This is a genomic window from Micromonospora sp. U21 (genome assembly GCF_018070045.1).
GTDB lineage: Bacteria > Actinomycetota > Actinomycetes > Mycobacteriales > Micromonosporaceae > Micromonospora.
Window position 1 is genome coordinate 1 of record NZ_JAGPYK010000033.1, and the last position, 11,973, is coordinate 11,973.

8 protein-coding genes and 2 pseudogenes are annotated in these 11,973 nt (G+C 67.4%); 5 read left to right on the top strand and 5 right to left on the bottom strand.

All coding sequences use genetic code 11. The features are described from left to right. Positions 1 to 312: 312 nt before the first annotated feature. Positions 313 to 538, bottom strand: a pseudogene (locus KBX63_RS29045) (hypothetical protein); the annotation flags it as partial. A gap of 195 nt (positions 539 to 733) precedes the next feature. On the opposite strand from KBX63_RS29045, the gene KBX63_RS29050 reads away from it, so the two are divergent. After that, positions 734 to 859, top strand: a complete 126-nt coding sequence (locus KBX63_RS29050) for a transposase (protein ID WP_210916833.1) — start codon at positions 734 to 736, stop codon at positions 857 to 859. A gap of 228 nt (positions 860 to 1,087) precedes the next feature. Here KBX63_RS29050 and KBX63_RS29055 read toward each other — a convergent pair whose 3' ends face one another. The 4 genes from KBX63_RS29055 to KBX63_RS29070 form a co-directional block, all read right to left on the bottom strand. Beyond that, positions 1,088 to 2,407, bottom strand: coding sequence for an amidohydrolase/deacetylase family metallohydrolase (locus tag KBX63_RS29055; RefSeq protein ID WP_210916754.1), 1,320 nt, complete (start codon positions 2,405 to 2,407; stop codon positions 1,088 to 1,090). Positions 2,408 to 2,516: 109 nt separating this feature from the next. After that, a complete protein-coding gene (locus tag KBX63_RS29060) occupies positions 2,517 to 3,011 on the bottom strand; it encodes a RidA family protein (RefSeq protein ID WP_210916755.1) in 495 nt (164 codons plus the stop codon). Positions 3,012 to 3,095: 84 nt separating this feature from the next. Then, positions 3,096 to 4,505 carry a hypothetical protein gene (locus KBX63_RS29065; RefSeq protein WP_210916756.1) on the bottom strand — a complete coding sequence of 470 codons (1,410 nt, stop codon included), beginning with the start codon at positions 4,503 to 4,505 and terminating at the stop codon, positions 3,096 to 3,098. Positions 4,506 to 5,417: 912 nt separating this feature from the next. Beyond that, the gene (locus KBX63_RS29070; RefSeq protein WP_210916757.1) at positions 5,418 to 7,091 is read right to left on the bottom strand and encodes an FAD-binding oxidoreductase; all 1,674 of its coding nucleotides are present in this window, start codon (positions 7,089 to 7,091) and stop codon (positions 5,418 to 5,420) included. Between the two features lie 556 nt (positions 7,092 to 7,647). On the opposite strand from KBX63_RS29070, the pseudogene KBX63_RS35625 reads away from it, so the two are divergent. The 4 genes and pseudogenes from KBX63_RS35625 to KBX63_RS29085 all read left to right on the top strand — a co-directional run. Next, a pseudogene (locus KBX63_RS35625) lies at positions 7,648 to 7,827 on the top strand (hypothetical protein); the annotation flags it as partial. A gap of 119 nt (positions 7,828 to 7,946) precedes the next feature. Continuing rightward, a complete protein-coding gene (locus tag KBX63_RS35630) occupies positions 7,947 to 8,087 on the top strand; it encodes a hypothetical protein (RefSeq protein WP_247663615.1) in 141 nt (46 codons plus the stop codon). 736 nt (positions 8,088 to 8,823) lie between these two features. Then, positions 8,824 to 10,929, top strand: a complete 2,106-nt coding sequence (locus KBX63_RS29080) for a PQQ-dependent sugar dehydrogenase (RefSeq protein WP_210916760.1) — start codon at positions 8,824 to 8,826, stop codon at positions 10,927 to 10,929. 19 nt (positions 10,930 to 10,948) lie between these two features. Further along, positions 10,949 to 11,893, top strand: coding sequence for a sugar phosphate isomerase/epimerase (locus KBX63_RS29085; RefSeq protein ID WP_210916762.1), 945 nt, complete (start codon positions 10,949 to 10,951; stop codon positions 11,891 to 11,893). The last annotated feature ends 80 nt before the right edge of the window (positions 11,894 to 11,973 follow it).

An 11,973-nucleotide genomic window follows, 5' to 3' on the forward strand; every position in this document is an offset into this window, starting at 1 on the left:
AGGGAAGGCATGTCCAAGAAAGAGATCATCCGCTGCCTCAAGCGCTACGTCGCCCGCGAGCTCTACCAGCTCATCACAGCAAACGATCTTCAACTCGCGGCTTGACATCTATAGGAGCATCTTTGCCGGGGCCCTGGTCCGCCACCGCGGTCCGAACACGCGACGGGGAAGCGGTCACGGCGCTGGCCCGCGAGGCGGTGGCGCTGCAGCCCACCCCCGGCGCGCCGGCCGGCTGACCATCGCCACCTGGTATCCGAGCCACTTCAGGGCAACCCGTACCCGGCGATAATCCCACTCGGGCGATAAGTAGTTTTAACTTCCAGCGGTGAAGGGGCGATCGCGCTGCAAGCCTTCGCGTTTGCTGGGTTTCACTGCGTAGCGGTTGGCCTCGACGTGGTGCAGAACGAGGATTGCCTGCACGATCGCGGTGGCTCGGCGTGGGCAGCAGCGCAGCTTGGACAGGGTCTTCCAGCCTTTGAGGGTCGCGTTGGCACGTTCACCCCCGGGCGCGTACCCGGGCGTGGCCGCGGTCAGGCGCATCCAGAACCTCACCCGGGAAGCCCGTGAACTGGAATACAGATCACCGCGGTCATCGACGCCCACGCCCCGCACCTGCTGCAACGCAAAGGCGTCGGTCCCGACAGCGCCGCCGCCCTGCTCATCACCGCCGGCGACAACCGCGACCGGATGAACAACGAAGCATCCCTTCGCTGCCCTCTGCGGCGTCAGCCCCATCGAGGCGTCCTCGGGCAAAACCCGCCGACGTCGCCTCAACCGCGGCGGCGACCGCCGCGTCAACGCCGCCCTCTACCGCATCGCCCTGACCCGATCACGCTGCGACCGACGCACCCGCGACTAACCTCGACCGACGCACTGTCCAAGGCCTCACCCGCCGCGAAACCATCCGCTGCGTCAAACGCTACGTCGCCCGCGAAATCTACAACCTGATCCGACAGCTCAACCCCACCACCGAGTTTCCCCGAACAACTTGACAAACATAGGGGCATCGGCGCCCCAGCAACTACCCGAAGTAGATAGAGAACGATGACCGCTACGCCGGTAGCGGCCATCGTTCTACACCAGTTACCTAGTCCCGGTCCCGGCCGGGCTTCCACTCGGTGGCAGCGATCCCGTTGAGGTCCCAGACGACGTTGCCTTCCCGCAGGGTCAGCTCAGCGGTCAGCTTCTCTTTTCCGTCCAGCCGGAAGCCGAAGGAGTCGACGAATCCGAACCGTCCCCGGTCAAGGCTGAACACCGCGACGTCGGCAGGCGCCCCGACCGACAGATGCCCCAGGTCGGGGCGCTGGATCACCTGTGCCGGCGTCAACGTGCTCGCCTTCACCACGTCTTCCAGCGACATGCCGAGGGTCACCATCTTGGACATCACGTTCGCCATGTCCTTCATGCCGCTGTTCATCGACGTGATGTGCAGGTCCGTGGAAATCGTGTCCGGCGGCAAGTCTTCCTTCATGCCCTGAACCGCCACGTCCCACGAGAAGCTTCCGCCGCCGTGGCCGACGTCGTAGACGATTCCCCGCTCCCTACCCGCATGCAGGGCAGGATTGAGGCGACCGTCGTCGCCAAGCTCCCGACGGAGGCCGGAATACACGTGCGTGTAGACGTCACCCGGCCTAAGCTCCTGGGTCAGCAGCTGCTCGATGGTGCGCTGTTCCGAGTCCAATCCAAAATCGACCATGACCGGAACATCGGCGATCTCGCCGGCCTGGACCGAGCGGCGCACCGGATCCCACTCCGGACCGGAGTAGTGCGCCGTCTTGATGCCCACGATGTGGTCCGGGTTTTGCAGTGCTACTTCGGCGGCCGGCCCCGCCTGCATGTTCTCGAGATCCTGCTCCCGCTCTCCCCCGGCCATGCCCTTGCCGACGATGTTGAGGAACGAAAGCACCCGGGTCTTCGATCGATCGATGACGTTCGTCTTGAATTCCTCGAAGTTCTCCCAGCCTGCGGAACCGGTGTCCACTGCGGTGGTGACGCCGGCCCGGAACGTGAAGCCGTCCGGGGCGACGCTGTTCCAGCCGGCGGCGTAATCGTTGGCTGGTCCGACGAACATATGGGCGTGCATGTCGATGATGCCCGGCGTGACGTACTTGCCCCGGGCGTTGACGACCTGCTCGGCGTCTTTCGGGTTGAGGGACTTGGCGACGGCCACGATGCGTCCGTCGCGCACCGCGATGTCCCGGACACCGTCGATGTTGTTCTTGGGGTCGATCACGTGACCGTTGTCGAGGATGAGGTCGTAGCGGGGCTCGGCTGCGGTGCCGGCCGTGCCAGGCTGCTGGATCGGTGTCGCACTCGCCTGGGTGACCTGCCCAGCCCCGACCAACCCCATCGGGAGGATGACCGAGGCGGCCAGAGCGGCCTTCCGACGCCATGAATTCAGTTTCATCAGCTGACTCCTTCTCCGAACGTTGCACCTGCGGCGCGTTCTCGCCGCTGGTGCTGATCGGACGCCCGGTGCGGTTCACCGGGCGTCCGAAATGACCCCATGGGATGTGTCAGATGGCGGCGATGCAGTCGATTTCGACCAGGGAATCGCCTGGGATGCCCGCAGCAGCCGCGATGGTGGTCCGCACCCCGGGCCTCTTTCCGAAGCGACCGAGGTAGACGGCGTTCATGCCGTCGTAGTCGTCCAGACTGTTCAGGTACACGTTGACCTTGAGCACCTTTTCCATCGACGACCCGACCGCTTCGAGGTTGCGCTCGAGCTCGTTGAGCACGTGCTCGGTGTGCGAGGTGATGTCACCGTCAAAGTGGGCGCCGATACCGGAGAGGAACACCAGGTTCCCGAAGGTGACGACCGGGCTGAAGAGCGGGTTCTTCGGAGGTTCCCCGCCTGGCCAGTGGGCCTCCTTGACTGGCGGCTTGCACTTGCACTTGTTGCGGTGGTCGTCCTCCTGTCGGTCCAGGGCGACGGCGCCCGGTACAACGGCAGCCACGGCGGCCACCGCGGGAGCTCGGCGGATGAACTCCCGCCTAGTCGACTCGCTCATGTTCCTCCCTCTTGCTGATTTTGTGCGGTGCTATTTGGTGTATGGCGTGACGGACTGACTGGCCCGCGCCGCTCGGCAACGCCGTCACCCACGTCGTTTGGCGGACCACTTGGCGGCCAGGTACTCCCCCATGTCGAGCGCGCCGGCCATCGCCTGGCCGCCGGCCGTGCCGGTGAAGGTGAAGCTGAGGGCGTCGCCGTTCGACTCCGGGTAGTTGCTGCGGAACCGGACCTGGCGGTCGCTGATCGTCCCGGAGAGTGTTCGCGAGACGAACTCGCCCTGGTGTGTACCGGTGACCTCGTTGCCCTGCTGAGTCAGCTCGAAGACGTGGGTGGACGAGCTGGCCAGGTACTCGATCTGGACCTCCCACCGACCGGTGAGGTCGACCGCCGGCGGCAGCGTCGGCGTCTCCGGCTGGGGTGGCGGGTTCTTCAGCAGCTTGTAGAGCTCGTTCGCCACCGTCCGCTCATCGCCGGGCATCATCATGTACGGGGTGATCGAAACCCCGGTCAGTCCGTCACTGCTGGTCGAGCTGCAGGCGATCCGGGGTTCGCCGGCGTCGAGCGCGCTGACGGCGGTACTGCCGGACAGGCGGAGCTCCTTCTCGTTCCAGAGCACCCGAAGCGACGGTGTCCGATTGGACAGGCCCGTTGGCTGCACGAGCCTCGTCGTGACGCCCCGGACCTTTTCCACCCGGCTGGCGATGTGCTCGAGCCATGACGTCCATTGCGCCCACTCGGCGTCGTGGTCACGCCGTACCCACATCTCCACGGCCATCAGCATGCCGACGGCCTCCTCCTTGCCGACCTTGAAGCCGCGGGCGAAGCCGTGGTGCGGGGCGCTGTGCACCCAGGCCGCGCGCACCAGGTCCTCGCGGCCGAGCACCAGCCCGGCCGATTGCGGGCCCCGGATGGCCTTGCCACCGCTGTACGCGACGAGCGTCGCGCCGTTGCGCAGGTGGACGTTGGGGATGGTGAGGATCTCGGCGGCGGCGTCCACCAGGAGCGGCACCCCGCGCGGCGCGGTGATATCCGCGATCGCCCGGGTGTGGAGTTCGCTGTCGTCCACCCGTGGTCCGGCCATCACGTAGACCATTGCGGTCTGCGGCCCGATTGCCGCCTCGAGCTCGGCGCGGGTGTTCACCTCGACCACGCGTACGCCGACGGCGCTGACCGCGGCCTCGTAGACGTTGCGGGAGTGCCGAGGGATGATCACCTCGGTCTTCTGGAAACCCGCCAGGTCGGGAATGCGAACGTGCAGGTCGGGGTTGCCGCCGGCGACGCAGGCGGCGGTCGCATGGGTCAACCCCGCCGAACAGCCGGAGCTGACCAGGCCGAACTCCGCGCCGGTCAGCTCCGCCAGCCGGGCGCCGACCGCGTCCGCCAGCTCGTCCAGGTGTACGTAGTGCCGCGCGGCCGCGTCGATCGCGTCCCGCACCTCCGGCAGCATCAGGGATCCGCTGATGATGGTGAACGTGCCGCGAGCGTTGATCATCGGCCGCACGCCGATCGACTCGTAGATTCGCTTACCAATGCGGAGTCCGTCGCCACCTGCCGGCGCGCTCGCCATTGTGGGGGCCGCCATTGCCACTTCCTGCAGAAGTGGACTCAGGGCGAGTACGCCGCCCACGACGCCTCCGCGTTTCAGCAACTCACGTCGGTTCAGTGTGCCTACCTTTTTCACAGCTCCTCCAGTCCATCGCGCGGACGCGGATGCTTGTGCCGGCTCCTACGGGGCTCAGAAATTGTGCGGCGCCTCCACGGCGCGCCCGCAGCGGACAATCGAGACGGCGGTTGGCGACCACCGTACGATGGCTTTGGCGAGGCGTTAAGCGCATCTCCCTGATGCGAGTATCAGCAAATCTGATCCACACGCTGAGTTGCGTTGATCAATGGCTCGTATTGTTTCCGAAGGGTGATCGGCATCGACCCTGCCCGCCCCCGCACGGCCCCTGCAACGGCCGGGAACTGCGGAAACACCCCCGTAGGGGTCCGCGCACCCAGCGCGTGAGGGTCCACCGGACGGCCGCGACCTCGTCGGGCAGGCGTTCATCAGTTGCCTGGATGGGTTCATTCCATTTTCGTTATTCATTGCGGACGACACCTCACCTACTGTCGTCCGCGCCCCGCTCGGCGCACCGGTCGCCATGAAGGGAGCGGATGGGTACGACGGATGGGCGGCACCCTCGGCGCTCACGCTTCGCATGGTCACGCCATCGCGCCCGGCCATATCCACGGCGACATTCCCGTTTGTCCACGGCGGCTGGCGGTGTCACTCAGGACGTGAGCGAAGGCAACGGGACGGGCACGCCGATCACCCGTACCGACCGGGGAAGCCGTCGGTGGGCCCGCCCTCACCGCTGGACGAGACGACGGTGAAGGCGGGCCGCCGCGGGCACCTGGCGCTTCACGCGACGCCCGGCAGGCGTACGGACTGGGTGTGCCGGAAGGTGTTGGTCGGATCCCAGCGCCGCTTCACCTGCTGGAGCCTGGGGTAGTTCTCCTTGTAGTAGAGGTCGTGCCACGGCACGCCCGATCTGTTCCACTGTGGATCATTGAGATCGGCATCCGGGTAGTTGACATAGCACCCGTCGGTCACCCCGTTGAAGACGGGAACGCCGCCAGTGCCGCGGTAGACGTCGCGGTAGAACTCGCGCAGCCAAGCGACTTTACCGGCCTCCTCGGCCGGATCGCTCCAATAGTTCTGATACTGCAGCTTCAGGATCGAGTTGCGGTGCGCCACCGCGGTCGCGCCCGCCTGCACCGCGTTGATCTGACAGCCGTACGAGCTGACCTGGAGCAGATCGCTGCTGTTCTCGGTGTTGGTCAGGTGTCGGTAGATGGTGGCGATCTGGTCGTCCGGAAAACCGGTGAGCATGTACGTCGACTTGTAGTCTGAGCGTCGCGTCCAGCTGCCCCCACCGCCGGAAGATCTGATCGACTGGTACCACTGCACCGCCTGCGGAACGAAGAACTCTGGCCTGGCCTCCTGCTCGCCGGCCCGAACCCGCATCGGTCGCGGCGCGCTCAACCCCGCGCTGACCGCACTGATGAACGCCTCCAGCCGCTGCGCCGCGCCCAGCGTGCTGGCCTCCATCTGAGTAGACATCGAGATCTCGCCGCTCGCCGCCGTGTTCAGCGCCAACGAGCTGTGCAGTCCCGCATAGGGCGAGCCCGGGGAACTGTTGGCCTCGTGCCAGGTCCCGAAGTTCTTCAGCAGCGTACGGAACCTGCTCTCCGTCATGTCGGCCCATTCCCAGGAGAGGGAGTGCGAGTACACCTGTCCTGGTGGCTTCGGCAACTGCTCGCTCGGCGGCCGGTTCTCAGTGCCCGGGGTGCGGAGGAAATAGCGGGTGACGATACCGAAGTTCCCCCCGCCGGCACCGGTATGCGCCCACCACAGGTCGCGGTTGGGATCACCCTGGTCCCAGGTGGCGATCACCGAACGGGCCCGGCCGCGCTGGTCCACCACCACGACTTCGACCCCGTACACATGGTCGACGGTCAGCCCGTGCAGCCGGGAGAGCAGCCCGAAACCGCCGCCGCAGATGTGGCCGCCGGCGCCCACCGAACCACAGGACCCGCCCGGTATCGTCACACCCTGGGACCGATACAGCTCCAGGTAGACCTCGTAGAGCGTCGCGCCGGCCTCGACGACAAATGCGCGTCGCGCGTCGTCGTAGTACACGGCACGCATGACCGACAGGTCGATGACGACTTCCACGTCCGCGTTGTAGACGAAGTCCTCGTAACAGTGCCCGCCGCTGCGTACCGACAGGCGCTTGCGGGCTCGTACCGCGTCCTGGACCGCGTCGACCACCTGCTGAGTGTTCTGCACCACCCGGATGTACTCCGGGCTGCCGGTCCACCGCCGATTGCTCCCGTAGACCATGTCTGCATATCGGGCGTCGCTCGGAGTCACCGTGACCGCTTCTCCCGAGCTGGTGAGCTGCGGTGCGCCCACCGGCAGGCCGGCTGCGGCGGGGCGAGCTGGCGCGCCGGCGCTCAGGCCGATCCCGGCCGCGCCGCCCAGCGCCGCCGCGCCACCCAGAAGCACTTTCCGACGGGACACGTCACTCATCCACAACTCCCATCCATAGGAGGTAATCGGGCCGCACCACAGCCGACGGACGACAGCGCCGGCCTGGGCTCCTGATCCGTCATTCATCAATCTGGCCGGAATTTCGGTCGGCCTGATGTCGATGCCCCGGCCAGCTATTTCCGAACGCTGCAGTTCGAATGCTGCCGGACGTCCGCGCTTGGCTCATTTCCTGGCGCAGCCAGATTCTTGAACCGGCCCGGGTCCCGACTCTATTACGTCCCACCCAACGGGTAAATAGTCAATTATTGATGTCTACATCAGGCACTCTGATAATGTCCGGCACACCAGGCGTGGCGACCGCAGAGCGCAAGCGGCAGCGGCCGACGCGCGCCGGCAGCGTCAGAAGGCAGCAGCGCCACGCCACGACCTAGACGGGTCTCGAACTGCTGACCGTCCGCGAGCATATGAACCACAGTGGCTGCGGACTCCACCGCCGAACGTGCCAGGCTCGGGTGCGCGTACACCGGTACCCAGGCCCGCGCATCGGCGAGTAGTACGGGCAGCGTGTGCAGATGGTCGCCATGTGCACCGTCAGATGCTCCATGCGCTGCCTGCAGTCCTGGGCACCGCGGTCGCGGCAGTCCTGACCGGTGCCCGCTCCGCGGCGGCGGTCGCGCAATGGGCCGCTGACGCGCCGCAACAGGTCCTCGCTGAACTGCGCGTGTTCCGGGATCCGTTCACCGGGGTGTATCGGGCCCCGGACGAGTCCACGTTCCGGCGGGTGCTGGCCGGTGTCGACGCCGAGGCCCTGGACGACCCGGTCGGCCGGTGGGTTCTCGCGTGCCGACCGGCGGCGGAAACCGGGCGACGGGTGTACAGCGTGGACGGCAAACCTTGCGCGGCAGCGGCCCGGCCGGCGCCCAGGTGCATCTGCTCGCCGTGCTCGGCCAGCACACCGGGACGGTCCTGGGTCAGGTCGACGTCGACGTCGACGGCAAGGCCAACGAGCTGACCCGCTTCCAGGCCCGCGCCTGATCGTGCGGAACCGCGACATCGAGATGGATGCGGCAGGGCGATCGCGGCCGCGTAATCGAGGGCGAAGCCCTGACCGGCGCAGAGGTGGATGAGGAACCCGACGACCGGGCCGGTCGGAATCCTCGGTGACGAACGTCCCGAGTACCAGGGGAAGGGTCGAGACGAGTGAGGCTGGCCGGTTGCGCGGTGATCAACGTTGCCGTGAGCGCCGCGCTGGCGACCAGCCCGACCTCAGCTGGAAGACGTCAAGGCCCTACGGCTCGGATCCGGGCGCGCGCCGCGCATCAGCAAGGACCACAATGGCCGCGCTGCTTCACCGTAGGCCACCCGCCCAGGGGAACTTGGCTGCTTGTTGAGGTGCGAACCAGGGTTAGGTGCGTCCACACACGAAGAAACTACTTTCGTCCGCATCGGACGAAAGTTCAGTTGATCCAAACGAAAGTTATAGACATGTGGTCATGTCTTTTGTAGCGTCGGCCAGGTCGATGGTGTTTCGTCGCGGTTAACCGCCACGTTGGCGGCCCTGGCTACCGGCCGACATCTGACCGCATTTGTCCCCCTACCTCTGTCCTCCGCTCCTTCCCGACCACGCAGCCGCGAGGCCGTCGACAACCTGCTCGACACCGCGGTGGCGGCGTGCCTCGCGACGAGCGACTCAGCCATGCCCGCACAGGTCCATCAAGGAGTTGTTGGCTTCCTCGACCTGCCCCGACCAGTCCCGAGCAAGGAGAGGCAGATGAAGAGACGACCCGCGCTCGCAGTAGCCGTTCTGACGACCATCGCGCTCATCGCCACCCCCACCGTCGCGACGGCCGCGCCGACCAGCCCGCCGCCCGAGAGCGACTTCCAGAAGGTGACCCTCAACGACAGCCCGGGCGAGCCGATGGACCTCGCGGTGCTGCCCGACCGCCGGGTGCTGCACGTGACCCGCGCCGGTGAGGTCCGGCTGCACGACCCGGACACCGGCCGCAACACGATCGCCGCGACCCTGGACGTGTACCGGCACGACGAGGAGGGCCTGCAGAACGTCGCGATCGACCCGAACTTCGGCAAGGCCGGCAACAACTGGGTCTACCTGTACTACTCCCCGCCAATGAACACCCCGGTCGACGACCCGTCGACGCCGACCGTCAACGAGGGCGACGCACCGGCCTGGGGCACCGCCGCGGACTTCGCGAAGTTCAAGGGCGCCCTCCGGCTATCCCGGTTCCGGCTGGTCAAGGACAAGCTGGACCTCACCACCGAGCAGCAGATCCTCGACGTACCGGTCGACCGGGGCATCTGCTGCCACGTCGGCGGCGACATCGGCTTCGACGCCGAGGGCAATCTGTACCTGTCCACCGGCGACGACACCAACCCCTTCGAGTCCGGTGGCTACGCGCCACTGGACGAGCGCCTGGGCCGAAACCCGGCGTACGACGCGCAGCGCACCTCGGCCAACACCAACGACCTGCGCGGCAAGATCCTGCGCATCAAGGTCGGCGCCAACGGCGGATACAGCGTCCCGGACGGGAACCTGTTCCCGCAGGGCACGACCGGCACCCGTCCGGAGATCTACCTGATGGGCCTGCGCAACCCGTTCCGGATCGAGCTGAACCGCGAGACCGGCGACCTGTACGTCGCCGACTACTCGCCGGACGCGCGCCAGGCGGACCCGCTGCGCGGGCCGGCCGGGCACGGCAAGTGGCTCGCCGCCCGCGAGGCCGGCAACTACGGGTGGCCCTACTGCGCCACCGCGGCGCTGCCGTACACCGACTACGACTTCGCGACGGGCGTGTCCGGGGCGCCGTTCAACTGCTCCGCGCCGGTCAACGAGTCGCCGCACAACACCGGCCTGCGGGAACTGCCGCCGGTGGCGCAGCCGCAGGTGTGGTACACCTACGGCCAGTCGGCGCGGTTCCCCGAGCTGGGCACCGGCGGCATCGGCCCGATGGCCGGGCCGGCGTACCAGTTCAGCCCGCCAGGGACGCAGGGACATGCGCCGGTGGCGTGGCCGGCCTACTACGACGGCGTCCCGCTCCTGGCCGAGTGGACCCGTGACTACGTGAAGGGCCTGCGGCTGGACGCCGGCGGCGACCTGACCGGAATCGAGCCGGTGCTGCCGTCGTTCACGTTCGACAACCCGATGGACCTGGAGTTCGGTCCGGACGGGGCGCTCTACGTGCTGGAGTACGGCGACGGCTACTTCAGTGAGAACCAGGACGCGCAGCTGGCCCGGATCGACTTCACGGGCTGGACCGGCAACCACACTCCGGCGCCGCAGGTCTCGGCCACGCCCACCGCCGGGCTCGCGCCGCTGACCGTCACGTTCTCCAGCGACGGCACCACGGACTACGACGGCGACCGGCTGAAGTATGCGTGGGACTTCGACAACGACGGCAAGGTCGACTCGCGCGCGGCGGACCCGACGTTCACGTACCGGGACAACGGGCTCTACAACGCCACCCTGCGGGTGACCGACCCGGGTGGGCTCTCGGCCGCCGCTTCGGTGCGGGTGGTGGTCGGTAACGCCCCACCGGTGGTGGCGCTCGTCAAGCCGGTCGCGGGCCAGCCCTTCGCCTTCGGCGACACCGTGCAGTTCGAGGTACGGGTGACCGACGACCAGCCGGTGGACTGCTCCCGGGTCAGCGTCACGTACATCCTCGGCCACGACACCCACGGGCACCCGCAGACCACCGCTAACGGCTGCACCGGCTCGATCCAGACGACGGTGCCGTCCGGTCACGACCCGGCGACCGACCACCTGACCGGGGTGTTCGTCGCGTCCTACACCGACCCCGGCGGCGACAGCCTGCCGTCCCTGACCGGCACCGACGAGGTCGTCCTCGTCCCCAGCGCATAACGTTCGAGAAGGAGAGAGCATGTGTTACGGACATGACGGGATGGCCGCGCTGCGGCGCTCCGTCGACCGGCGCAGCCTGCTGCGCGGCACGCTGGCCGCCGTCGGCGTCGGGCTCGCCTCGTCCGGCCTCGGCGCGACGGCCGCGTCGGCCACCGCCCACCGGACCGGACGGCACCACGTACCCCCGGGTCTGATCAGCATCCAGCTGTGGACCGTGCGCGACGCCCTGTGGGGTGCGCCCGGCTACGACGCCACCCTCACCCACCTGGCCCGGATCGGATATCCGCGCGTGGAGCTGGCGCTCGGCTACTTCGGTCGGACCGCCGCCCAGCTGCGCCAGTTCCTGGACGGCATCGGCATCAGGGCCAGCTCCAGCCACGACGGGATCAGCGGTACTGCCGCCGAACTGGAGCAGAAGGTCCAGAACGCGGTCACCCTGGGTCAGCAGTTCATGGTGGTGCCTTACCTGTACTCCGAGAGCACGGACGACTGGAAACGCTGGGCGGAGCAAATGAACGTCGAGGCCGCCGCGGCGCGGGCAGCCGGCCTGCGCTACGGCTACCACAACCACGCCCACGAGTTCACCATCGACCTCGGCGGCGGCAAGCGGCCGTGGGACGTGCTGACCGCCGAACTCGACCCGACACTCGTGCATCTGGAGGTCGACCTCTACTGGGCGGTCACCGGCGGCATCAACTCCGGTGACGGCGTCGCGGACCCCGAGGGCTTCACCCTCGACGTCATCCGCTCCGCGCCGCAGCGCGTCCTGCAGTATCACGTCAAGGACCGGGACGAGATCACCGGCGACATGGCCGACCTGGGTACTACCGGGACCGTCGACTTCGCCCGGATCTTCCGCGAGCACTCGGTTCTGGAATACATCGTCGAGAACGACACGCCCGACGTGACACCGCAGCAGACGGCCGAGATCGGCTACCGCTACCTGCGCAAGCTGCGGTTCTGAGGGACGGCTGAGGGGAGTGTTGACGGGCATCAGGGCCGGCGGCCGGAAATGTCGGCTCTGGTGCCCGACCAGCATTTAGT

Bases quoted from the DNA above. Each gene is read 5' to 3' on its own strand.
- KBX63_RS29055 (WP_210916754.1), bottom strand. From the start codon at position 2,407: ATGAAACTGAATTCATGGCGTCGGAAGGCCGCTCTGGCCGCCTCGGTC.
- KBX63_RS29070 (WP_210916757.1), bottom strand. From the start codon at position 7,091: ATGAGTGACGTGTCCCGTCGGAAAGTGCTTCTGGGTGGCGCGGCGGCG.
- KBX63_RS29065 (WP_210916756.1), bottom strand. From the start codon at position 4,505: ATGATCAACGCTCGCGGCACGTTCACCATCATCAGCGGATCCCTGATG.
- KBX63_RS29060 (WP_210916755.1), bottom strand. From the start codon at position 3,011: ATGAGCGAGTCGACTAGGCGGGAGTTCATCCGCCGAGCTCCCGCGGTG.
- KBX63_RS29080 (WP_210916760.1), top strand. From the start codon at position 8,824: ATGAAGAGACGACCCGCGCTCGCAGTAGCCGTTCTGACGACCATCGCG.
- KBX63_RS29085 (WP_210916762.1), top strand. From the start codon at position 10,949: ATGTGTTACGGACATGACGGGATGGCCGCGCTGCGGCGCTCCGTCGAC.